This is a genomic window from Streptococcus sp. 1032 (assembly GCF_013277015.1).
In the GTDB taxonomy this organism is placed as follows: Bacteria; Bacillota; Bacilli; order Lactobacillales; family Streptococcaceae; genus Streptococcus.
Genome location: NZ_VMMD01000015.1, coordinates 134,703 through 158,503 on the forward strand (window position 1 = coordinate 134,703; position 23,801 = coordinate 158,503).

General features: G+C 38.4%; 25 protein-coding genes and 2 pseudogenes. 9 read left to right on the forward strand and 18 right to left on the reverse strand.

Going from position 1 to position 23,801, the window contains the following annotated elements:
* Positions 1-5: 5 nt before the first annotated feature.
* The 3 genes from HT711_RS05280 to HT711_RS05290 all read left to right on the forward strand — a co-directional run bounded on the left by HT711_RS05280 (position 6) and on the right by HT711_RS05290 (position 2,228).
* Complete coding sequence (locus HT711_RS05280; protein ID WP_000078011.1) at positions 6-683, forward strand: DUF1129 domain-containing protein; 678 nt, start codon at positions 6-8, stop codon at positions 681-683.
* Between the two features lie 141 nt (positions 684-824).
* Entirely contained in the window at positions 825-1,859 is a 1,035-nt protein-coding gene (locus HT711_RS05285) for a S66 peptidase family protein (RefSeq protein ID WP_173249801.1), read from the forward strand.
* 105 nt (positions 1,860-1,964) lie between these two features.
* Positions 1,965-2,228, forward strand: coding sequence for a SemiSWEET family transporter (locus HT711_RS05290; protein ID WP_000166114.1), 264 nt, complete (start codon positions 1,965-1,967; stop codon positions 2,226-2,228).
* An 89-nt stretch (positions 2,229-2,317) separates the two neighbouring features.
* On the opposite strand, the gene HT711_RS05295 is transcribed toward HT711_RS05290, so the two are convergent.
* The 9 genes from HT711_RS05295 to HT711_RS05335 form a co-directional block, all read right to left on the reverse strand.
* Positions 2,318-2,881, reverse strand: a complete 564-nt coding sequence (locus tag HT711_RS05295; protein WP_000166599.1) for a DNA-3-methyladenine glycosylase I — start codon at positions 2,879-2,881, stop codon at positions 2,318-2,320.
* A 9-nt stretch (positions 2,882-2,890) separates the two neighbouring features.
* A complete protein-coding gene (gene ruvA, locus HT711_RS05300) occupies positions 2,891-3,484 on the reverse strand; it encodes a Holliday junction branch migration protein RuvA (RefSeq protein WP_173249802.1) in 594 nt (197 codons plus the stop codon).
* 370 nt (positions 3,485-3,854) lie between these two features.
* Positions 3,855-4,637, reverse strand: a complete 783-nt coding sequence (locus tag HT711_RS05305) for a sulfite exporter TauE/SafE family protein (protein WP_050242630.1) — start codon at positions 4,635-4,637, stop codon at positions 3,855-3,857.
* 21 nt (positions 4,638-4,658) lie between these two features.
* Entirely contained in the window at positions 4,659-5,516 is an 858-nt protein-coding gene (locus HT711_RS05310) for a formylglycine-generating enzyme family protein (RefSeq protein WP_173249831.1), read from the reverse strand.
* A 16-nt stretch (positions 5,517-5,532) separates the two neighbouring features.
* A complete protein-coding gene (locus HT711_RS05315; protein ID WP_173249803.1) occupies positions 5,533-7,020 on the reverse strand; it encodes a sulfatase in 1,488 nt (495 codons plus the stop codon).
* Positions 7,021-7,038: 18 nt separating this feature from the next.
* On the reverse strand, positions 7,039-7,854 hold the full coding sequence (locus HT711_RS05320) for a PTS system mannose/fructose/sorbose family transporter subunit IID (protein ID WP_173249804.1): 816 nt from the start codon (positions 7,852-7,854) through the stop codon (positions 7,039-7,041).
* Entirely contained in the window at positions 7,851-8,648 is a 798-nt protein-coding gene (locus tag HT711_RS05325; RefSeq protein ID WP_050390479.1) for a PTS sugar transporter subunit IIC, read from the reverse strand. Before HT711_RS05325 ends, HT711_RS05320 begins: the two co-directional genes overlap by 4 nt.
* Before the next feature lie 56 nt (positions 8,649-8,704).
* Entirely contained in the window at positions 8,705-9,175 is a 471-nt protein-coding gene (locus HT711_RS05330; RefSeq protein WP_049513096.1) for a PTS sugar transporter subunit IIB, read from the reverse strand.
* A 14-nt stretch (positions 9,176-9,189) separates the two neighbouring features.
* A complete protein-coding gene (locus tag HT711_RS05335) occupies positions 9,190-9,612 on the reverse strand; it encodes a PTS sugar transporter subunit IIA (RefSeq protein WP_050242633.1) in 423 nt (140 codons plus the stop codon).
* A 233-nt stretch (positions 9,613-9,845) separates the two neighbouring features.
* On the opposite strand from HT711_RS05335, the gene HT711_RS05340 reads away from it, so the two are divergent.
* Both HT711_RS05340 and HT711_RS05345 read left to right on the forward strand, forming a co-directional pair.
* Positions 9,846-10,616, forward strand: coding sequence for a DeoR/GlpR family DNA-binding transcription regulator (locus HT711_RS05340; protein WP_049513092.1), 771 nt, complete (start codon positions 9,846-9,848; stop codon positions 10,614-10,616).
* Positions 10,617-10,636: 20 nt separating this feature from the next.
* Entirely contained in the window at positions 10,637-11,752 is a 1,116-nt protein-coding gene (locus tag HT711_RS05345; protein WP_173249805.1) for an SPASM domain-containing protein, read from the forward strand.
* 122 nt (positions 11,753-11,874) lie between these two features.
* Here HT711_RS05345 and mutL read toward each other — a convergent pair whose 3' ends face one another.
* Positions 11,875-13,824: a DNA mismatch repair endonuclease MutL gene (gene mutL / locus HT711_RS05350; protein WP_173249806.1), complete on the reverse strand. Its 1,950-nt coding sequence runs from the start codon at positions 13,822-13,824 to the stop codon at positions 11,875-11,877.
* A 205-nt stretch (positions 13,825-14,029) separates the two neighbouring features.
* On the opposite strand from mutL, the gene HT711_RS05355 reads away from it, so the two are divergent.
* From HT711_RS05355 to HT711_RS05365, 3 genes and pseudogenes are all read left to right on the forward strand, one after another.
* Complete coding sequence (locus HT711_RS05355) at positions 14,030-14,470, forward strand: LytTR family DNA-binding domain-containing protein (protein ID WP_173249807.1); 441 nt, start codon at positions 14,030-14,032, stop codon at positions 14,468-14,470.
* A complete protein-coding gene (locus tag HT711_RS05360; RefSeq protein WP_173249808.1) occupies positions 14,467-14,925 on the forward strand; it encodes a DUF3021 domain-containing protein in 459 nt (152 codons plus the stop codon). The genes HT711_RS05355 and HT711_RS05360 overlap by 4 nt, the downstream gene beginning before the upstream one ends.
* Positions 14,926-15,140: 215 nt before the next feature.
* Positions 15,141-16,399: pseudogene (locus HT711_RS05365) on the forward strand (NRAMP family divalent metal transporter).
* Between the two features lie 292 nt (positions 16,400-16,691).
* On the opposite strand, the gene nrdI reads toward HT711_RS05365, so the two are convergent.
* The 5 genes from nrdI to HT711_RS05390 form a co-directional block, all read right to left on the reverse strand.
* Positions 16,692-17,162: a class Ib ribonucleoside-diphosphate reductase assembly flavoprotein NrdI gene (gene nrdI / locus HT711_RS05370; RefSeq protein WP_050209058.1), complete on the reverse strand. Its 471-nt coding sequence runs from the start codon at positions 17,160-17,162 to the stop codon at positions 16,692-16,694.
* A gap of 77 nt (positions 17,163-17,239) precedes the next feature.
* Positions 17,240-17,773 (reverse strand): hypothetical protein, encoded by a 534-nt coding sequence (locus HT711_RS05375; protein ID WP_023935558.1) that lies wholly within the window; start codon positions 17,771-17,773, stop codon positions 17,240-17,242.
* A 60-nt stretch (positions 17,774-17,833) separates the two neighbouring features.
* Complete coding sequence (locus HT711_RS05380; protein WP_050207614.1) at positions 17,834-19,120, reverse strand: response regulator transcription factor; 1,287 nt, start codon at positions 19,118-19,120, stop codon at positions 17,834-17,836.
* An 11-nt stretch (positions 19,121-19,131) separates the two neighbouring features.
* A complete protein-coding gene (locus HT711_RS05385; protein ID WP_078374262.1) occupies positions 19,132-20,802 on the reverse strand; it encodes a sensor histidine kinase in 1,671 nt (556 codons plus the stop codon).
* Positions 20,780-21,394 carry a DUF624 domain-containing protein gene (locus tag HT711_RS05390; protein ID WP_112444529.1) on the reverse strand — a complete coding sequence of 205 codons (615 nt, stop codon included), beginning with the start codon at positions 21,392-21,394 and terminating at the stop codon, positions 20,780-20,782. Before HT711_RS05390 ends, HT711_RS05385 begins: the two co-directional genes overlap by 23 nt.
* A gap of 134 nt (positions 21,395-21,528) precedes the next feature.
* On the opposite strand from HT711_RS05390, the gene HT711_RS05395 reads away from it, so the two are divergent.
* Positions 21,529-22,098, forward strand: a complete 570-nt coding sequence (locus HT711_RS05395) for an MptD family putative ECF transporter S component (protein ID WP_112444527.1) — start codon at positions 21,529-21,531, stop codon at positions 22,096-22,098.
* Between the two features lie 40 nt (positions 22,099-22,138).
* Here HT711_RS05395 and HT711_RS11240 read toward each other — a convergent pair whose 3' ends face one another.
* The 3 genes and pseudogenes from HT711_RS11240 to HT711_RS05405 form a co-directional block, all read right to left on the reverse strand.
* The gene (locus tag HT711_RS11240; RefSeq protein ID WP_160109915.1) at positions 22,139-22,315 is read right to left on the reverse strand and encodes a hypothetical protein; all 177 of its coding nucleotides are present in this window, start codon (positions 22,313-22,315) and stop codon (positions 22,139-22,141) included.
* Positions 22,293-22,505 (reverse strand): annotated as a pseudogene (locus tag HT711_RS05400) (hypothetical protein); the annotation flags it as partial. The pseudogene HT711_RS05400 and the gene HT711_RS11240, both read right to left, overlap by 23 nt.
* Positions 22,506-22,533: 28 nt before the next feature.
* Positions 22,534-23,778 carry a transporter gene (locus HT711_RS05405; protein WP_173219467.1) on the reverse strand — a complete coding sequence of 415 codons (1,245 nt, stop codon included), beginning with the start codon at positions 23,776-23,778 and terminating at the stop codon, positions 22,534-22,536.
* Positions 23,779-23,801 lie beyond the last annotated feature (23 nt).

A 23,801-nucleotide genomic window follows, 5' to 3' on the forward strand; every position in this document is an offset into this window, starting at 1 on the left:
TTCCTATGTCTCAGATTGATCTACAAAAATTAACCAAGAAAAACCAAGAGTTTGTCCACATCGCTACCCAACAATTCATCAAAGATGGAAAAACAGACGCTGAAATCAAGGCTATTTTTGAGGAAGTTATTCCCCAAATCCTTGAAGAGCAAGCCAAGGGTACGACTGCTCGTTCCCTCTATGGCGCACCGACCCATTGGGCTCATAGTTTCACTGTCAAGGAACAATATGAAAAAGAGCATCCAAAAGAAAATGATGATCCAAAACTCATGATTATGGACTCAGCTCTTTTCATCACTAGCCTCTTTGCCCTCGTCAGCGCCCTCACAACCTTCTTTGCGGCAGATCAAGCTTTCGGCTATGGATTTGTCACTCTCCTGCTAGTTGGACTGGTTGGTGGATTTGCCTTCTACTTGATGTACTACTTTGTTTACCAATATTATGGACCAGATATGGACCGCAGTCAACGCCCACCTTTCTGGAAATCTGTACTGGTTATCCTAGCTTCTATGTTCCTTTGGTTGCTTGTCTTCTTTGCAACAAGCTTCCTACCAGCTAGCCTTAACCCAGTACTTGCTCCATTGCCACTGGCTATTATTGGAGCAGCCCTCCTAGCCCTTCGCTTCTATCTCAAGAAACGCTTGAACATCCGCAGCGCAAGTGCAGGACCAACACGCTATTAAGAAGAATCATAAAAGCAACTGCAGATGCGGTTGCTTTTTCACTTACTTTTTTGATTTTAAAGTATTCTTCTGACATCCCACATAGCGTTCTCTTATCTTTTGTGATAAAATAGGCTCAATCTATTTCTAGGAGGATGAGATATGATTTCTACTATTGGTATTGTTAGTTTATCTAGTGGCATTATCGGAGAAGACTTTGCCAAACACGAAGTGAACTTGGGTACCCAACGTCTCAAGAACCTGGGACTCAATACTATCTTTTTGCCCCATTCGCTAAATGGATTAGACTTTATCAAGGACCATCCTGAAGCTCGTGCAGAGGATTTGATTCATGCCTTTTCTGATAATAGCATCGACATAATCCTATGTGCCATCGGTGGGGACGATACCTATCGCTTACTACCTTATCTTTTTGAAAATGACCAACTCCAAAAGGTTATCAAACAAAAAATTTTTCTTGGCTTCTCGGATACAACCATGAACCATCTCATGTTGCATAAACTAGGAATCAAGACTTTTTATGGTCAATCCTTCTTAGCAGACATTTGTGAATTAGACAAGGAGATGTTGCCCTATAGCTTTCACTACTTTAAAGAATTGATTGAGACTGGAAGAATTTCAGAAATCCGCCCTAGCAATGTTTGGTATGAGGAACGAACGGATTTTAGTCCCAAGGCTCTGGGGACACATCGTATCAGTCATGCAAATACTGGTTTGGAGTTGTTGCAAGGAAATGCCCAGTTCGAGGGAAAAATCCTCGGTGGTTGCCTCGAATCCCTCTACGATATCTTTGACAACTCTCGATACACAGATAGCACGGAGCTCTGCCAAAAATATAAACTTTTCCCTGACTTGTCAGACTGGGAAGGAAAAATCCTCTTGCTAGAAACAAGCGAAGAAAAGCCTGAACCAGAAGACTTCAAAAAGATGTTGCGGACTTTAAAAAACACTGGGATATTCGAGGTCATCAGTGGACTCCTGGTCGGAAAACCTATGGATGAAACTTTCTATGGCGACTATAAAGAGGCACTATTGGATATTATTGACAGCAATATCCCGATTCTCTATAATCTAAATGTTGGCCACGCAACTCCAAGAGCAATTGTCCCCTTTGGCGTCCATGCCCACGTAGATGCACAGGAACAAGTCATTCGTTTTGACTATAACAAAAAATAAATAGTTTCTCTATTTTTGTGCTTTTGTATTCGTTTTCGTTACAATTTGTATCTGAATTTATTGCATTTCGCTAATTTCTATGTTATCCTTTTGAAGGAGGTGTATATGACAAAACAAAAAATTAATCGAATCGTAGGTTCTATTGGTGCCTTTATTGGAATTATAGTATTTATTGCCTACATACCTCAAATTATCGCTAATTTACAGGGAAATAAAGCTCAACCATTTCAACCTTTATCAGCTGCTATATCTTGCTTAATCTGGGTTATTTATGGATGGACAAAGGAACCTAAGAAGGATTGGATACTAATCATTCCAAATTCAGCTGGTGTTATTTTAGGTGGAATCACTTTTTTGACTTCACTCTAACAAATCTAATAGTATATATAAAAAGCTGGGAAAAGTTTCTCAGCTTTTTTCTATATTCTATTCTCAGATATGCTAGTTACCTGTACACACTAATGACCGCTTTTCCACTCACAATCATTCTCATGGTCATCAACCAGGCCTGCAGCCTGTAGAAAAGACAAGACGGCGACTGGGCCTGTGAACTTGAAGCCTCGTTTTTTGAGATCTTTGGCTAATTTCTCAGATAAGGGGGTTTTAGCTGGGGCTTGGCGGTAATCGGGAACATCGTTAACGATCGTTTTCCCCTCAACAAAGGACCAAAGATAGGCATCAAAAGAGCCATAGTCTTCCTGTAGTCGTAAAAAGGCTTGGGCGTTAGTGCGTGTAGCAAAAATCTTGGCTCTATTTCGAATGATGGATGGATTATCCAGCAAGGCTTCCAATTCAGTGTCGGTCATCTCTGCGACCGCTTGAATTTGATAGCTATGAAAGGCTTCTCGGAAAGCTTGGCGTTTGTTGAGTACCGTTTCCCAAGACAGGCCTGCCTGATAGGTTTCCATACACAACAACTCAAACAATGCTTGGTCATCATGGAGGGGCTGGCCCCACTCCTCATCATGATAGGCAATGTAGAGCGGATTGGTCATCTTGACCCACGAACAACGTTTTGTCATGCTCTGCTCCTATTTGACCAACATTTTAAGGGCCGACTTGATATAGTTCTCAGCTGTATCTGTCGTTCCTTCAAAGAATTTTTTGATTTTCTTGAGTTCGGTCGCCTTGTAGCCCAGTGCCAACATAGCTTCCATAGCTTCTTCCAATTCTTGGTTTTCAGCGCTGGTTTGCACTGCCACCTTGGCAGGCAGGTCATCTCCTGCAACTACTACCTTGCCTTCCAAGTCCAGCACCATCTGCTGGGCTGTTTTCTTGCCAATTTTAGGGAACTTGGTCAAGTAGGTGATGTTCTTGGTTTCGATGGCTTGAACCAAGCCAGCATTGTCATCAGCAGCGATAATAGCAAGAGCCGATACAGGACCAATCCCAGAGACCGAAATCAGACTGAGAAAGAGCTTCTTTTCGTCTTCTGAGCGAAAGCCATAAAGCAGATGGGCATCCTCACGGACAACTTGGTGCACATAAATCTGAGTTTCTTGATTAACCTGACCTGAGTGGGCATAAGGATTGGCCACATGCAAGATATAACCGATACCGTTGACTTCAAGGACAATGTATTTGGCAGTGATTTTGGTAATGATTCCTTTTAAATATTCGTACATAGTTTTCCTTTTCTCGTCTACTATTTAATCTACTTTATAGTATACCATACTTTAGACCCTAACCTTCAATATCCTAAGAGAATTCCTATCTGTCAGCATTTTATAGAGTAATAGTCCGAAAAAGAATATTTTAACAAAGTATGATTTTGACATAATCAAAATAATTAGCGACAAAATTTAAGAACAAAATTAAACGAACGAATTGCATTCTTAAAAAGCTTAGAATACTTTTCGTTCGTTTTTTAACTTCTGTTTTCGGAGTTGTGATTATTTTTCAAAAATAATTTTTTTATAAATCGATTCATGACTTCCCTTTCAATTTTTAATATATATCATTTTAAATTTTCATTTTTATATTAGCATGCAAAATCTACTCTAAAACCACTGCAAATAAATTATAAATATTTAATGCTAAAACAGCGACAACAACCAGTTGAAAAACTATCGCAATTTTATCTTCTGATAGAATTTTACTGAATTTAGCTCCAAAAATTCCTCCAAAAATAGCAGCAATGATAATCACCATAAGCATACGGCTATCATACTGATTAAATTTAGAAATCAACACTAACGAAATAATTTTAGAAAGTTGAGAGAAAAAAATAGTGGCAATAGAATAAACTGTCGCTTTTTTTATAGGTAATCCAAATAAAATTATAAAAAAAGATACATTGATTGGACCACCACCAATCCCTAAAAAACTAGATATAGCTCCCAATAAAAAACCACAGAAAAAATACCATGTCTTGTGAATAAAATTATATTGTTTAAAAAACTTTTTTGAAGCCAATAAAGCAAATAGCAACATAAGTACTGTGATAATTACTTGAACAAATTGTGCTATTCTTGACCCAGATAAAACTAAAAGGCAGTCAAATAGTAGACTACCTATATATCCTCCAAAAATAGAACCTATAGCAAGATAACTTAGTTCCATAACTTTTAACTTTTGACCAGACTGAATCTGTCTGACTGTTGATGAAATCGACATAACAAATACAGCAACAGAGGAATAGAAGGAAATAGTTGCCACATTATCCCATGCAATAAAATCAAGTACCGGTTTTATAATAACGCCTCCTCCCATACCGGATACCGCCCCTATTGCATTAGCTACTATGATGACAAGGAAATATAATATTTTTTGTTCCATATATACATCTCACTTCCTTTATTAGCTGATGTCCTTTACACAACGAAAACCCATATTTTGACTACTTGTCATAGCTGTTGTAGAATTTCTAGCAGACATTCTATAGCGATTGCAATAACTATAATGGCATAAAAAGGAACCTCCTTTTATAGCATACTGTTCATTATCACAGATTTGATGTTCTCTCCAAAAATCTTTACCAGACACAATCTGAAAAGATTGCAGTTCTATTTTTCCTGGGTTTACACACCATTCCCAAACATTCCCTATCATTTGATAAAGCCCATAAGGGTTCGGTTCATATGTCTTAACAGGAGCAGTCCCCGCATATCCATCATCTAATGAATTAAGAGTAGGGAACTGCCCTTGCCATGTATTGCACATATGCTTATCACTAAAGATAAGATTATCACCCCAATAATAATGCTCATACTCGGTTCCACCTTGAGCTGCTATTTCCCATTCTGCTTCTGTAGGTAATCTTTTTCCAGCCCATTGGCAATAGGCTAGTGCATCGTTCCGAGTAACATGTACTACAGGATGATCCATACGAGTACGGATATCTGTCATTGGTCCTTCCGGATGGCACCATGATGCTCCTGCTATTGCTAACCACCAAGGTGTCTTCTGCATCTCTATAGAAATTTGATTTATATCCTCTATAAAATATTTGAACACATAAGACCAACCAATTTTTTCAGCGTCAGTAATATATCCAGTTTGTTTCACAAACTCTGAAAATTCTTGATTTGTTACTGTTGTCTCATCAATGTAGAAAGGAGCAATAGATATTTCAGTACGGGGACCTTCATAATCATACTCAAACCCTATCCTTTCATTTGTTCCGATACAATAATTACCACCAGGAATATAAATCATAAACATGTCCCTTCTTTTATAAGATATCCAATAAATCTAATCTTTCAAACTGTTCCTCTGGAGCTTCGAGTTTCTTCATTTCTTCTACCAGCAAATGCTTCATACGGTCTTCTAATTCATCATCCTGAAGTGGAGAAGTTTGACCTTCATCAATTTCCAAATCAAAAAGTAAACTATCCTTTGTATACCCTGACATATCCCCTAAACCATCTAAAATAGCTGGTTTTTTTATAGGAATTTTATAAACTGGAAAAGGAGTTCGTTCAAGAAACTGTCCCATTTCAATTTCTGAAGGATTCTGCTCTCCTAAATAATGACGAATAGTTGTTGGGATTCCAGCATACTCATTTAAAGGAGAATTGTCTGGTTTTGGAGCTCTGAAATAGGTATACCGTCCATCTGTAATATTCACTGTGATGCCATGAGCACCATAAACGGCATACTCTTTTTCATTTTCTCTCCCATCTAATAGCGGCAACCATGATTTTCCCTGTACTTCATCTGGAGTTGGGATATCAAAATAATCCAATATGGTTGGCATAATATCAATATTCTGTGATACTGTTTTTATTCTTTCACCTTGTTTACGATGAACTGGGTCTTTGACAAATAAAGGAATTGCTGCTAATTCATTAAAATTATGCATATAATTTTTTCCGAACAGCTCTCTTTCTCCCAAGAAATATCCATGGTCAGATGTCACAATGATTAAAGTATCATCGTATATTCCTAATTCCTTCATTTTATTAATTAAGCGACCAAAATGGACATCTGTCATAGTCATAAGTGCAGCATACCGTTTTCGAATATAGTCTACCGCCTCTTCTGGGACATCTACTTCCCCATAATTTGGAGTTTCAAAATATGGACCAGTATATACTTTATCATACAACTCCATGTATTTTTTAGGTACATCAAACGGTTCATGAGGATCAAAAACTTCTACTTGAATAAAGAAATCATCTTCATCTTTATTTAATTCTAACCATTCACACGCCGATTTAAATGTCCTAGGAGTAGGATATTTATCCTCATCTTCATACCAATATTCACGATTCGCTTGATATTGACGTCTTAGCTTACCATAATACTGTTCTGGCATCCACTCTGGATCTTTTATTCGTGAAATCCATGGATCGCCTTCTTGACCACGATGAAAATCCCAAGTTGTAAATTGGTTAATATATCCTTCGCCACCAAGTCTAAAATAATGTGTATGATCTGTCGTTAAGTGTGAATATACTCCATGCTCTTGAAGCACCTTTGATACAGTGATGTCAAATGGTTCAATTGGTCCCCATGATCTCTCTAAAAAATTTAAACGACCAGTCATAATATCACGTCGTGCAGGCATACAGGGAGTTGAGCCAATATAATGATTATCAAAAACAGCCGAATCTTGAGCAAATGCATCTAAATTAGGTGTCGCTACAAAAGAATTTGTATTATATGTTTTCAAAAAATCCTTTCGTAGCGTATCCATTAATACTAGAACAACCTTCATTTCCTACCTCGTTTTAATCTAAACAATGACTCCAAAATATGATAAGAAGATAGAAACTCCAATAATCACAAAAATCATTGACACAACGTATTTACCATTCCATTTTTTCATTAAATACAAACAAACTAATGTAAGAATTAAAGGCAACATATTCGGTAATACTTTATCAAGAGTATCTTGAAGCACTATAGCCCCATCGCCTTCACCAAATTGTAACCCTAATTTTAACTTAACTGTAGATGTAATTAACGCACCCGCTACCATTACACCAAGAACATTCGCCGATGTTGAAATTCTATCTAAAATCTTTTTCCCATTTGCCGATGTTAATAATTCTTTCCCTTTACTATATCCTATGTGAATACTGTAATATTTCAAAGGGAAATATAAACCATTTATCAGCAAGAACATCAATATTGGCCCCATCCAATTTCCTTGAACTGCAAATGAAGCCCCTATACTTCCTGCAATCGGAAACCATGTAAAGTTCAATAAGCTATCGCCCAAACCAGCCAAAGGCCCCATCAAACTTGTTTTTACAGCAATAACAGATTCTTTTTCATCTTCAGTAGTGGTTTCTTCTAATGCAGTTGTAACCCCTAATATGAACGGAATAAGTACTGGATGGCTATTAAAAAATTCTAAATGGCGTCTTTGAGCATTGACACATTCTTCTTTACTTTTACCTTTGTATAATTTAGACAAAACTGGTGTCAATGCAAATAGAGTACTTAGACTTTGTAACCGCTCATAGTTATGAGAGAATTGAATCATCTGACAACGCCAAAACATTTTATTCAAATCTTTTTTTGTTATTTTATTTTCGTTGGTCATAAATCAAACTCTCCTTCCCCATCTGCAACAACTACACTCGATTCTTCAGAATCTCCGTTTTTTTCTATTCCACCACGATTCATTAAAATATCATACAAGGCAGCTGCTGCAAGAGCAAAAATTGCAATGCCAACAGTTGGTATTTGTAAAAATGTTGCTAATGCAAAACCTAGTGTAAGAAAAATCCACATATTCTTTTTCAACATCATTGAAAGTAGCATAGCAAGACCAACTGCTGGAATGAGTTTAGAAGCAACTGTCAATCCAGTTAAGGCAAAAGCTGGAATAACACCTAGTGCAGCTTCTACTGCTGGAGCACCTAACCATACTGAGATAAACACTGGCACAGCTCGACTTAAAAAGAAGAATAAACCGCCCAAATACTGCAACTTATCAATTTTTCCAAATTTACCCGATTGAACAATTTTATCTGCCGTATGTACTAATGATACATTAGTAGTCATTATAATCATACTTAGTTGTTGAACTAGAAGTGCAACAGGTACTGCAACTGCAACACCTGCAGCCTCACCACCACCTGATAAAATACCGATAGCGACACCAACAACAGCTCCTGAAATAACATCAGGTGGTTGATAGGCTCCTACATTATTTGTTCCTAACCACAATAGCTCAAGAGTACCAGCGATAATCAATCCCTGCCCTGGGTCTCCCAGCAAGAATCCTACTACTACACCTGCTAATAATGGTTTTCGAAAGCCAAGGTGTGGTCCGAACTGGTCAAGGGCACATAGCCCCGCCCAAATCGCCACAATAAGCGCTTTGAAAATCATAAGATTTTCTCCTTTCTTTTATTTTTCTTTTGAATTTAATTTAATCAATAAAGGTCTTAAACTAACGTTTTATAATCCACCCTAGGATCTTTAGGAACCATTTGTACATTGATATGAATTCCTTCATTCATCAAATCAACAAAGGCTTGATGTTCCTCGTCTGTTACAGAGATTGCTTTCTCTAATCTTTTACGTCCTTCTTTAAATCTCATCCCTCCTGCATTAACTTCTTTAATTTTCAATCCTTCATCTACTAAAAATTTAATATCTATGGGATTTGTAAATAATAACATCGTTCTCTTTTTGATTTCACTTTTCTTCATAACCTCAGCAAATTGACGAACTCCAAAAATAACAACCTTAACACCAGGGGGAACGGCAAAATTTGCAACACTGTGCTGAACTGGATCATTTTTAGCTTCATCATTAATAATTAAGATTTGTTCAATTTCATAATTACGAGTCCAAGTAGTTGCCACTTGACCATGAATCAAGCGGTCATCAATTCTAACAAGTTCTACTGCCATTTCTATGTCTCCTTCTATAAATCAAATGAATCTTCCTCAATAGGTTCGGAAGTTATTGCCTTATCAACAATTGACATTGTATTTGGTAATATATTTTTTATTACCTCTGTTGCCTCTAACAAGCGTAACTCCGAGTGCATAAACAACTCAATTAACAAGGGCAAATTAAAGCCTGTTACTATCAATACATTTCCATTAGTTTCTAAAAAACGATAAGATGCATTAAACGGAGTTCCACCAATAATATCTGTCAGGATAATCCATTCCTCATCTGGATATACGGACGTAACTGTCACAATTTCTTCATACATTGATTCTATCGTCGAATCCATTGTCACCGATAACGTATTAACACGATTTTGAGAACCTAAAATCATTTCTGCACTTTCTACCGCAGCTTTTGACATCGGTCCATGACTTATAACAAGATATCTCATCTTTTCCCTCCTAAATTATATTTATGACATCGCTTACAATATTAATTATAATCTTTTTTAATCATTTGTCAACACTTTTTGTTCTATTTTTGTTATTTTTTTCTTAATAATGTTAGATGTTATTATATTTTGTTCTTTTTAAGTGTTATTTTATGTCCTTTTGTGCTTTTTGGTTGAAAAAATGACATTTTAATGATATTATAAATTCAAAAGATAACAAGAAGGAATCTACTATGAAAAAAAATGAGCGAATAAAATTTATCCTAGATACAGTAAACGTTAAAGGCTATGTCTCAATCCAAGAACTTGCTCAACATCTCAATGTATCAACTATGACAATCCGACGCTATTTAACTGAACTAGAAGAAAAAGATGAATTAATAAAGGTTCATGGCGGAGCAGAAAGTAAATTAGTTCGAAACGAAAAATCACAATTTGAAAAACAATCCTTATACATGAACGAGAAAAAAGAAATCGCAGATATCGCTTCTCACTTTATTAAACCTGGTGAAACTATCTTTATCGGTTCTGGAACAACATTAGAACAATTAGCATATAAAATCACTGAAGAAGATATACGAGTTGTTACTAATAGCTGGCCTGTTTTCGTCATACTAAATCAAAAAAATTTTAAGGAATTAGTATTAGTAGGCGGAACATATCGTGAACGAACAGGTGCATTTGTCGGAAAAACAGCATTTAATTGTTTAGAATCAATGAATTTTACTAAAGCTTTCATCAGCTGTAATGCTATATATGGTACAAACATCTCAACATTCACTGAAAGTGCTGGGGATATACAAACCGCAGCCTTAAATAAAGCACAAGAAAAGTTTTTACTAGTAGATCATTCAAAGTTTAATAAAATCGATTTCTATCAATTTTACAATTTAGAAGATATTAACTATTTGATTACTGACCACAATATAGAAGAGAAAACAATTGCGAAATACTCTCAATTTGTTAAAATTTTATCATCTAAAACAATAGATTCTCCTTTGTAAATTTAAAGTAGGAAATAGACATGAAAAAGATATCCGTACTAATCAAACCATCTTCATCTCTTTGTAATATTCGGTGTAAATATTGTTTTTATGCTGATGTAACTTCATTACGAGAAGTTCGTTCCTATGGAAAAATGAAACCCGAGACTACTGAAAAAATGATTGAACATTTATTTATAGATTTAGCTGATGGAGATGAGTTGTCCATAGGCTTCCAAGGAGGGGAGCCTACCTTAGCAGGATTATCTTATTTTAAGCATCTTATCACTTGCGTACAAAAACAGACAAAAAAAGTTTCTGTACATTATTCAATACAAACAAACGGAATTCTTATCAACAAAAAATGGTGTGAATTTCTCAAAGAGAATAACTTTTTAGTCGGTTTATCAATAGATGGAACACCAATTCTACATGATATGAGTCGACTTGACCCAAGAGGTAGAGGAACATTCCAAAAAGTAATACAGACAAAACGTCTTTTTGATGATTATTCAATCGATTATAATGTGCTTTGTGTTTTAACACAAGAATTAGCTCAACACGCAAAAGATATCTTTATTTTTTTAAAACAAGAAAATATCCACTATGTCCAATTTATCCCTTGCTTAGATGAACTAAATCCAAGCGAAAAAAGTTCTTATGCACTTACTCCTCAGAAATTCTTTCAATTCTACCATGATATTCTACCTCTTTGGCTAGCTGAATTAGCTAGTGGACACTATATATCCATTAAATTATTTGATGATGTTTTTAATTTAATTGTAAGAAAAGAAGTAAACGCTTGCGGGCTTGTCGGAAATTGTAGTATTCAATATGTCATAGAAGGAGACGGAAGTGTCTATCCTTGCGATTTTTTCGCTTTGGATGAATACAGAATGGGATTCATCCAAGAGATGGGATTGAAAGAACTCTTTTCTAGCAAAATTGCTAAACAATTTTTATATTCTCGTCCATTATCGAAAATTCCTTCCAAATGTACATCCTGCCCTTTTCTAAACATATGTCGTGGTGGATGTAAGCGAATGAAAAATTCAATGTACGTTGATGAAAAAAGTGATTTCTGTGGCTATCAATCCTTTTTAAATGAATTTATACCTAAAATAACTAACATAATGGATTTGATAAATAATTATTAATCTATGCAAAAATGAGTGACTGAAATNNATTTCAGTCACTCATTTTTATGCTAAATTAAAATCCAATTTTTGTATATCTAATAATCTCGGCAAATCTTCTATTATCTCACCTCAAACATCATTTAATATTTCCCCAACTCACGGAGACTGGTGTGATTTTCCTGAATGCGTCGGAACATCTTTTCCATATCCGACTTGGTAAAATGCACCAAAACAGGGCGTCCGTGAGGACAGTTGTAGGGATTGTCACATTGAGAAAGCTGATAAAGAAGCTGTCTAGCTGAATGGTCATCAATACGATGGTTGGCCTTGATAGACCGCTTGCAGGACATCATGATAGCCAGCTCTGCTCGGTATTTCTTGATAGAAACTTCCTTGGTCAAGAGCAGCATGTCGCACATTTCATAGATACCTGACTCAATCTCTTCCTCTGCCATCCAAATAGGATGCTCCCGTAGGATAAATTGATTTTCCCCGTACTCTGCTAGAAAGACACCCACTCCCTCCAAAAGAGGCATTCTTTCCTTAAGACGAAGAGCATCATCCGCAGGAAATTCAAAGATGTAGGGCACTAGGAGTTGTTGTTGACTTTGGTCAACATCGCCAATGCTTTCACGATATTCCTCATACTTGACCCGTTCCTGCGCCGCGTGCTGGTCTATGATATAGAGCCCATCTCGCCCTTGGGCAAAGAGATAGGTTCCATGCATTTGCCCGAAAAATTCCAACTCTGGAAAGCTTGAAGATTCTTCTCGCTCCAGCTTGTCATAAACCTTATCAAGACTCGCAAGGTCCAACTCTGGATGGTCTAGCTGGTCGTAGTTAGCAGGTTTTCTCTCTGCAAAATGCAGTTTTGCTGGCTTGGTCAATTGGTCCAAGATTTCCTTGGCAAACAGGGTTAAGTCCTGCCCTTCATCAGTCAATTCGACCTGATAATCAGCCACCTCAGCTTGACTAGGTCTTGTCGGCTCAGTATTTTCATAGTAGAGTGTATTTTCTTTGAGTGGGAGAATAGTTTGCTCCACCTTCTCACGATTGCGCACAGTCGATTTGGCAAGATTTTCCAAGGCATCTGGAATCAAGGTTTGTTCCTTGAGACTATTTGCAATAGCTTCTGAGACCAGCGTCATCAGTTCTTTTTCCTTAGAAATCCGCACCTCTTGCTTGGTTGGATGAACATTGACATCCGCTAGATAAGGGTCGATATGAATGTGAATGACAGCCAGTGGAAAACGGCCTACCATGAGCTTACTTCCGTAACCATCTAAAATAGCACGATTGAGTAGGAAATTCTTGATATAACGACCATTGATGAAGAGGCTGATATAGTTGCGATTAGCCCGAGTCAACTCAGGCAGGGAAACAAAGCCTGAAATTTCGAAATCAAGATCCGAATTCTCAATTTCAATCATCTTCTTGGCACTGACCAAACCATAAATTCCTGCGATTGCTTGTCGCAGTTGACCAGTCCCAGCTGTCCGCGTCATTTCCTTGCCATCACTAATCAAGCTGAAAGAAATCTCAGGATGGGCCAAGCCCAGACGGTTGACAATATCAATGATATGAGACAACTCCGCTTGCTGGCTCTTCATATACTTGAGGCGGGCAGGCGTGTTGAAAAAAAGGTCCTCCACACAAACCTTGGTTCCCACTGGACTGGTCGCTGGGATGACTTCCTCAACTTCACCCCCACGCGCGACGAGCTTGGTTCCATGACTTGCACCATCCACCGCCGTCAAAAGGGTCAGAACACTAACAGACGCTATAGAAGGCAGGGCTTCACCACGAAAACCAAGCGTCCGAATCCGAAAGAGATCTGCTTGATTTTTTATCTTACTGGTCGCATGGCGGCGCAGGGCCAATTCCACCTCATCGTGGGCAATTCCATGACCATTATCTGTGATTTGAACCTTCTTGAGACCAGCTTCCTCAATCTCAATGATAATCTGGCTAGAACCCGCGTCAATGGCATTTTCTACCAGCTCCTTAACAACGCTAGCTGGACGCTCGATAACCTCTCCAGCTGCAATCTGGTTTGCCAGCACCTCTGGCAATTCAATAATATGAGACATTTTTCAGCCCCTTTCTTTATCTGTTTTCCTAGAAATTGATTAGTGCTATTATACCATATTTCAGATAGGACAGAAAATCTCCACCACATAGGAGCTAAATCCCTCCACATAGACAAAGTCCCTTGCAAGGGGCTGAAAAATAGTGTTTAATAAAGGTGTACAAGCAGTGATCACAACCTTGTATAACTGAAAAGGAGAGAAATTTATGAAAGTAGAACTACAGATTAGTAAGTCTTACGAAGAGGAAAAGCTGATTGTTCAAGCACCTCAAGAAACCGATAAAATCCAGAAAGTCATCGAATTTGCAGAAAATCTGGACCGAACAGAAACAATTAAAGGGAAAATCGATAATCAGGTCTATCTCGTTGAGATTAGCAAGATTCAACGCTTCTATATCGAGAATCGGAAGGTTCTAGCAGAAACCGCGAGTCAGACCTACAGCATTGATTTGCGACTCTATCAGGTCCTTGAAATTCTGCCAACCAATTTTATCCAAATTTCCCAATCAGAAATCATCAATATCGATTCCATCTCTCATCTCAAGCTCACCCCCAACGGCCTAGTAGAAATTTTCTTGGAAAACGAAAGCTTCACCTACTCTTCACGCCGTTATCTAAAAACCATCAAGGAGAAATTAGAACTATGAAAAAACAAATCTTCCACGACGCAGCTACTGGTGTCCTCATCGGTCTCATCCTCTCTATCATCTTTTCACTCATTTATGCACCAAGTACCTACGCCCCGTTAAGTCCCGACTCTCTCATCGGACAAATGATGGCTCAACATCAGGTTCACGGTGCCTTGGTCTTGCTCTACTGCACACTGATCTGGGCAGGCATCGGCATTCTCTTCAACTTTGGCAAGCGGTTATTCAGCCGTGACTGGAGCTTGCTCCGTGCAACTCTGACTCATTTCTTCCTTATGCTGGCTGGCTTTGTCCCACTAGCAACCCTAGCAGGTTGGTTCCCCTTCCACTGGATTTTCTATCTCCAACTCATTATCGAGTTTGCGATTGTCTACCTCATCATTTGGACTATTTCCTATAAAAGAGCATCAAAAAAAGTAGACCATATCAATCAACTCTTGGAGCATAGAAAGTAAGAACCTCATAATAAGCAAATCCGAGAAAGAAACTTCTCGGTTTTTCTTTATCCTGCTGCACCTTGCTATCATAGCAGTTATTTTCAGATCTTCTTTGTAAATTTTCTGTAATTTTCTATCTTTTTTCAAAATATTCTTGCATTTTCCCAAAATTTTTTGTAGAATATAGATTACATATCCAGATTATTCTGAAAATTCAAAAAGGAGTGTCTATCATGTCACAAGCTATTTCCTTAAATCAATCAACCTGGACAAGTAAACTAAAAGCAATGGGACCTGGAATCCTAATGGCTTCTGCTGCTGTTGGCGGTTCTCACATTGTATCTTCCACTCAAGCTGGTGGTTCTTATGGGTGGTCGCTACTCCTCTTGGTCATCTTAGCCAATGTCTTTAAATATCCATTTTTCCGTTTTGGTGCTGAATACACCGCTGATACTGGAAAGACTTTGGTTGAAGGTTATGCCGAAAAAGGAAAATTCTATCTCTGGATTTTCTTTATCCTCAATGTCTTTTCGGCTATGGTCAACACAGCTGGTGTCGCCATTCTGTGCTCAGCTATCATCGCCAGTGCCTTCCCAATGATCGGTCTGAGCATCACTCAGTGGTCCCTCATTCTCGTTGCAATCATTTGGGGTTGCTCTTTGGAGGCTACAAACTCTTAGACGGCATGGCAAAATGGATCATGTCCGCTTTGACCATTGCAACTGTTCTTGCAGTTATCATCGCGGCGGTCAAGCATCCCGAATACAGCTCTGATTTTGTCGAGAAAACACCTTGGCAAATGGCAGCTCTGCCCTTCATCGTCTCCCTCCTAGGATGGATGCCGGCTCCTATTGAAATTTCAGCTATCAATTCACTTTGGTCTGCTGAAAAGAAAAAGACCGTCAACTTTAACACCGAGGACGCTCTATTTGACTTTAACGTTGGTTACATTGGAACAGCTATCCTAGCTGTGTTCTTTGTGGCACTGGGAGCATTGATTCAATATCCTACAGGGCAAGCAGTTGAAGCTGCTTCAGCTAAATACATCTCTCAATTCGTGGGCATGTATGCCTCTGTCCTTGGCGAATGGTCCCGTTACTTGATTACCTTTATTGCCTTCCTGTGTATCTTTGGAACAGTTATTACTGTTATCGATGGCTATTCTCGTGTCAATCAGGAATCTCTCCGACTGCTAATCAGTCAAAAAGAGGACAATCGTAAATCTTTGAACATCTGGATGACCATCACTGCTATCATCGGTATCGTCATTATCAAGTTCTTCGCTGGTCAGGTATCAACCATGCTCCGCTTTGCCATGATTGGCTCTTTCCTGACAACACCATTCTTCGCTCTTTTGAATTATGCCTTGGTAACGCGTGAAAACAAAAATCTTCCTTCTTGGCTCAAACACCTTGCCATTGCAGGATTGATTTTCCTCTTTGGCTTCGCCATCTTCTTTATCTACGCACTCGCAATCGGAAAAGCAGGGTAAGGGACAAGCGCGAGATGAAGATAAGGTTTCATTTCAAGAGAAAATTCAGCAAATATTTCTATGATAAAAAGCATAAGAACAAGGTTTTGAAGACCTGAACTTATGCTTTTTTACGTTCTTAAAGACTGTTTATACTCAAAAAACAGTTGAACAACTTCAACCACCTCTTATAAGAACTTTATACTATTCGAGAATCTCTTCAAACCACGTCAGCTCTATCTGCAACCTCAAAGCTGTGCTTTGAGCAACCTGCGACTAGCTTCCTAGTTTGCTCTTTGATTTTCATTGAGTATTAATTCTCCTTTTCCAACTCATACAAATCTGCGATAATCGCTGCAACACGTTTGATATCTTCCAGCATGCCTCTCATTTCAAAGTCAGCCAAGACAGGGAAACCAAAACGTTGACTGTATTGCTTAGCTGTCAGGCAGTATTGGTTATTAAAGTTACGATTTCCTGAGCCAACCACGCCAAAACACTTACTAGCATTGTCACCATAGGCGATAAAATCCCCCACTGGTGTCGTCAATATCTCGACATCTCCGTTATCCACGCCATTCCCACCTTCTAGGTAGGTTGGCAAAAAAGCGACATAGGGATGGTCCATTTCATAGAAATCTTGACCTTCCTTGACCAAATCTTTGATATGAATCTTTTGGACCTCAATCCCCTCGTACTGGGACAAGAGATAGTCTTTCAAGCGCGTCACAAAACTCTCAGTATTGCCACTCAAACTAATATAAACTAAAGAAATTGTCTTCATATTTTCCTCCATGATTTTATTTTTAATCGAAAAAGAACTACCAAGATTGTAACTTGATAGCTCTTTTTTGTCAATACTTAAGCAAGATTTTCTGCTTCCTCTTCTTCTGCCAAGGCTTTCTGCTGACGCCATATCTTGTAGAAGACAAGGGCTAGGAAAAGAACATTGATGACGATAGAGAGAATGCTAACGGCTTGTGAAATAACACTTATCCCTAAACGCATGGTTTCATCGTGAACTAACTGCACAGCATCCTGTAAACCAACATAGCCATAAATCGAACCAATAATGGCTAGCAAAACATAGCCGACATAAGTATAGTTTGCATATTGCAAATTCTTACGAATAAGGAAGACAATCGCTACAACCACTAAAATAGCAGATAGCACAATCAAGGCCATATTAAAAATAGAATGAGTTGATTCTGCTACTCTATAGCTGTAATTGATGTTGTCTTCTAATTGCTGAGCACTGACCCCTGCAACTTGTTTCTGAGCGGCACGAAGGGCTTCTTTGCTAGGTAAGGGACTCAACATTCCAAACAGAGACATAGCTGAAATAAGGGCAGACAAGATTAGCAAGACCCATAGATAAATTGGTTTCTTTTTCATAATAGAACCTCCTGATAATATTATTCATATTATAGCACTTTTTGCAAAGGAATACAAATCTTATAGTATCGTTTCTACCTGTTTTCGGTAAGCTTTTGGCGATTTTCCGCACAATTTTCGGAACACTTTATAGAAATATCCAAGGTTACTGTAACCAACAGCATAACAAATATCTTCGATACTGTCACTGGTTGAAAGCAAGAGCTGCTGGGCAGCCTTAATACGTTGTTTGTTTAGTAACTCTGCAAAGGTCGAATCGGTTTCTCGCTTAATCAACTGCCCTAGATAGACAGGATTGATAAAGAGAGCCTTACTGATATCCTTGAGGGAAAGCTCTTTTTGGTAATCACGACCAATGACTTCCAGCACACTGACCACATTTTCATTCATACGGTATTGACCGAAAAAGCTGGTCAGAGTTTCCTTGATATAAGAAACCAATTCATCGAAGGCTTGAATAGCATGAATGGTTTTGACAATGTCCGTCATATCATCAGCTTTGAGATGTTCAAACAAGTGAAAGACATCCATGACAAACTGGATAAAAAGCTGTTTGGTAATCGGAACACGCGGTGTATTTTCAAGAACCACTTTCTCCAAGAGGTTTAACTCTTCCACGATTTGATTGAGATTCCCCTGAATGATAACCCTATAAATCGGTTCGTAATAGGCAAAGAGACTCTGAGACTGTTGTAGATTTACAGAGCCGTAAAAGAGGGCTTTCTCAGCATTCAGCTTCCAGCCTTCAAAGTGTTCTTGATAGGGAGCTTCAAAGGGAGTAACGACTAAACCATCTAGGGGTTGGTCAGAAATGAAAATCTGCCAGTCTTGACCCAATACATAGTAGGGAATGGTGAAGGAACCTTGCTTTTCCTTGGATAGACCTATCCACCAATTCTCCTTACCTCCTAAATAACTGACAAATCCAGCCTCATCTAAATCTTGACTGAGGGTCTGACTTTTCTTTCTTCTCTCTCCAAGCTGACCTGCAATCTTCTCCAGCAGATTTCCTAACTCTACCTTATCAACAGGCTTGACCAAATAGTCCACTACACTAAGGTTCATGGCTCTTTTTACATAATCAAACTCCTGATAACCTGAGAGCAAGATATAGGCAGCATCTGGTAAGATTTCTTTCATCTCCCGAATCATATCAAGCCCTGTTTTGTCGGGCATATTGACATCTGAAATGATGACATCGATGGGATTTTCCTGAACATATTCTAGGGCTTCATCGGCATGACTGGCTGTTGCGACGACCTCCATATCCCAATTATCAAAGGGAATCAAACGTTTCAGACCTTCTGTCACCATGTACTCATCATCTACTAATAATACTTTATACATTTTCTCCCTTTCTACTCATCTTGAATTGTAATACGATACTGAACACCTGCTTGCTCTGCAGACTCTACACTAATAGCATATCGTTCCCCAAAATAGAGCACAAAACGCTCATGGACATTGACAATCCCGATAGACTGCCTTTGATCACTGTAGCTGTCTTGGTGTTCAAAATGTCTCTGACTTAATTTTTCTCGAATATTTGCCAGCTTTTCAGCAGACATCCCACGACCATTATCTACCACTAAAATTTCCACAAAACCATCCTGTTTAAGAGCCTTGATGCTAATCACATTATCTGTCCGTCTATGGTCAACACCATGCGCGAAATAATTTTCTACCAGCGGTTGCAAGGTAAACTTAGGAATTTTCATATTCTCTAACTCTGGATCTATCTTGAAACCATAGGCAATGGACTTGGGATAGCGAACCATGCAGAGGTAGCTATATTTACGGCAAAATTCTAATTCCTGTTTGAGGAGGGTCTCTCTTTCGTCGGAAATATTGTTACGCAAGAGACTACTGAATTCATAAATGATATCTGCCAACTCATCTTGACTCTGCATAACTGCATACATGCGCAAGAACTCCAGCGTATTATACATAAAATGAGGATTGATTTGCGCCTGCAAGGCTCGCATATTGGCATCTTTTTGACTAAGCTCTAACTGGTAAATATCATGGATATTCTTTTCCAAGCGATCCAACATATCATTGGTCGTCTCCGCGATTAGGAGTAATTCCTGATCTTTTTCGGAAATGTCAATCCGACGCCCCTCTTCGCCTTGAGCAATGACTTGAATGGATTCTACTAAATCCACTACCTGCTTTTGGTAATTAGCAAAAGTCTGCCTCAAAGTCAGATAAAGAATGATAATAAAGAGAAGGCTCAAGCCCACAATCAAAGCAGAGCTAGTCACTGTTCCTTGTAAAACAAAGTTTTTGGGAACTGCCACCTGAACCTGATATCCATGAGAGGTTAAGCCAACTAGCCAATTTTCACTCTCCTTATCAACTGTTTCACCAATATGAAAAATCTCCGTATCAAAAGGTGAGGTCACTGTTACTGCCATCGGAGTATGACCTCTAGTATTATCAATGGCATGGTATAAAACAGCAGGATCCAAGGAGATGTAAATCACTCCTAAGTCTTGATCTGACACTGGATCTGACACCGGAATGGCAAAACTATTTCCTGCTGGTTTGAAATCCTCAGCCCTGATTTTTTCTCCACTACGTTTGTCTTTAGTAGAAACATAGACTTCCTTGTAATCTTGAAAAGCAATGGCCACTCCAGTTACAAAATCATTTCGAACATAGAGGTCATCAACATTTTCATGCAGAGAGACTGATACATAAGGCGAAGCTTTCCGCTCTAATTGCCAGTAAAAATAGTCTGGCATGCTAAGGCTAAAGTATTTATAGATTCCCTCAATACGAGCTTGATTTTCAACTAAAGCCTGAGCTATCTGGGTTGATTCTCTATGGTAATATTCAATTTCACTCACTGTTCTAGCAGTTACACGCTGGGCTACTCTCTGGGCTTCCTTTTCCCGTGAATCCCAGTCAGCGTAAGAGAGTAAGATTGCAAAACTCGCAATAATAATGATCATCACTGAACTGTAGGTTCGCAGAAGCGTATGTAGCCAAAACTGCTTCATCCTACTTTGTCGCCAATTTTTCATGAATACTTTCATAGACCGGTTCCAACATATCACTGATAAAGAAATGCCACATCCCAATTCCTACAAAAAATAGCAGGGCAGGCATATAGTAACCAATTGCCACAAGTAGCACGGTTCCAAGGAGAACCTTGGCCACAGCTGCTAGACTCATAAAGATGCCAATCAAGGATAGTTTGAGACTATTTCGATAAGACAAGTCAAAATAAACTTGTAATTTCAAAGATACTGTATAAGCCAAAAAGATCAGGGCAACTACTAGAACATTAAAAAAGGTCGCAATCAAATGAACGATGGTCTGATGAGGCAATTGAACCAAGAGATACAAGCCATAGACCAAAACTAAATCCACTCCTAAAAAGCTATAGAAAATCAGGTTGCTTGAGACAAAATTTTGCTTATAAAGAGGCCAAGCCTCCTTCAAACTGTATTCCCGAAAGCTATAACCATGTTCTGCATACAAGCTCATCAAGGTGGCACTAGCCGGCGCTAGACCAAGGATAATCCCTCCTGCTAAAGTTAATAGCCAAAAGAAGGCTGTCGCAATCATCCCTAAAAAGAAACGATTAAAGACAAAATCTAAAAATCTCCCCATGATATCCTCCTAAAAATAACTATGAAACTATTATATCATATTTCAAGCGTTTTCAAAAACTTCTAGTATCCATTTACAATCCCACCAAACCATGGTAAAATGAGAATTGTGAAAAAATTATCAGGAGATGATTCATGAAAAAATCTATCTTAACTACACTGCTTTTTGCAGTTCTTTACTTCCTCTGCATGGGGATTGGTGTCCTTTTGGGCAATCTCTTTGACCAAACTGGAAACATGTTTTATGCGCCTGCCTTTACTGCCCTTGTCGGCGGTAGCGTCTATATGATTCTGGTCGCAAAAGTTCCACGCTTTGGATCCATTACCACTATCGGCCTTGTCATCGCCCTCTTTTTCTTGGGAACTAAACACGGTGCTGGTGCCTTCCTTCCTGGAATTATCTGTGGTCTGCTAGCAGATGGAGTAGCTAGCCTCGGAAAATACAAGAACCAAACAAAGAACTTCCTTTCTTTCCTTATTTTTGCCTTTAGCTCAACCGGTCCAATCTTGCTTATGTGGATTGCGCCCAAAGCCTATATGGCAACCCTTCTAGCAAGAGGAAAATCCCAAGAATATATCGACCGTATCATGGTTGCACCAAACCCTGGAACTGTCCTTCTATTTATCGCAAGTATTGTCATCGGAGCCCTAGTTGGTGCCTTGATTGGACAAGCCTTGAGTAAAAAATTTGCACAGAAAATCTGATTACTAAAAAAGAGCCAGGCGGCTCTTTTTTATTTATGGCTCAAGACTTAGTCAAGAAGTCTCCCAAGAATTGATACTCTTCGAAAATCTCTTCAAACCACGTCAACGTCACCTTGCCGTATATATGGTTACTGACTTTGTCAGTCTTATCTCCAACCTCAAAACAGTGTTTTGAGCAGCCTGCGGCTAGTTTCCTAGTTTGCTCTTTGATTTTCATTGAGTATGAATTTAAAGATAATCAAAATGATAATGATGGTTGCCAAGATAGTTTTATCGTGATTGTAGCGGTTAAATCCATAAGCGATGGCTACGTTACCGATACCACCAGCTCCAACCGCACCAGCCATAGCTGTTTCCCCAACAAGGGAAATCAAGGTCACAGTCGTCACACGAATCAAATCTGGAAGATCTTCTAGTAAGCCTTAGCTTCCTAGGTTAACATTTTTTACCTGAAAAACTTCTTTTTTCTAGTGATAAAATCAACCCTATCACACTCACTACCAAAAACACCCACCAACAAAGTCTGATATCTTGTAAAGCTAAGAAGGAAAATACAGACATCCCCAAGGGTAATGTTAGGGAAAAAATCATACTCAAGAGATTATTACTTCTAGCTAATACATCCGCACTCAAATTAGACAGTAACAGAGTATCTAATTTAGGCATTGATTTCGACATCAAATACATGACAAAGGCTAAGCAAGCAACACCTACTAGAGGAGAAAAATCTAAAATATTAGTAGCAGCAAGCAAGACAAACAGAATTGCATTGAGCGATAGCAAACTTGAAAACGACAATTTCCCAAAATAATCATGGGGAGTTAGGCTACCAAGAATAGCTCCTCCCAAGCTAACACATTCAATTAAAAATAGGGCTTGAGCATAGCTGAGATGATAGATAGTATGGTCTAATAAGTAAAAGTGATAAATACCTCCAACAGCCCCTCCCAAAGTATTCATTACCAAAATGACAAGAATCATTTTAAACAAAGATTTACTTTCTCTCTGTCTAAATATATTATCCATGTCCGCATAGATTGCCTTAACTTGTTGAAGTAAACTAATAGGCTCATTCTCTACCGTTACAGACAAATACGTCAATTCTCTGCTATTTTTGAACAAAATGAGAGAAGATAGTAAAAAGAAACCAGCATTCACAATCGCAACAAAAGAAAAATTTTGATGGCTGGTTGTGAGTAACCACACTCCTAAGGCTTGACCTCCTAGATTTGATAAATAGGAGACAAACTGAGTAAAGGAATAAGCTTCATAGAGCTTATCTTCCGAAATATTATGCTGGATAATCGGCATACGAAGGCCTGCTGTATAATCTGATAAAATATCTGAACAGATATTAACCATACAGATAACAGCAAACGTTACGAAGTTCGGATCATGAATCACACTAGCAATCAAAAGAAATAGCAGACTTTGCACACAACCAACCCAGATAATTGTCCCTGCTTTATTCCGAGTATGATCAGCCTTAATCCCAACATAAAAAGTAAATAGGAAAGGTAAAATCGTAATCATATTCGCCATAAATACAGCTATATTTTTAAAGGGTAGACTCGTAGCATAAACGATAAATACCAGATTATAAATATAAGCTCCACTTGAGCTCAAAAACCTTGATAAGGTCAGTATTCTAAATAAATGATGTTTTAAGAATAGTTTCATAACAGGGCTTTCTCCATATTTCA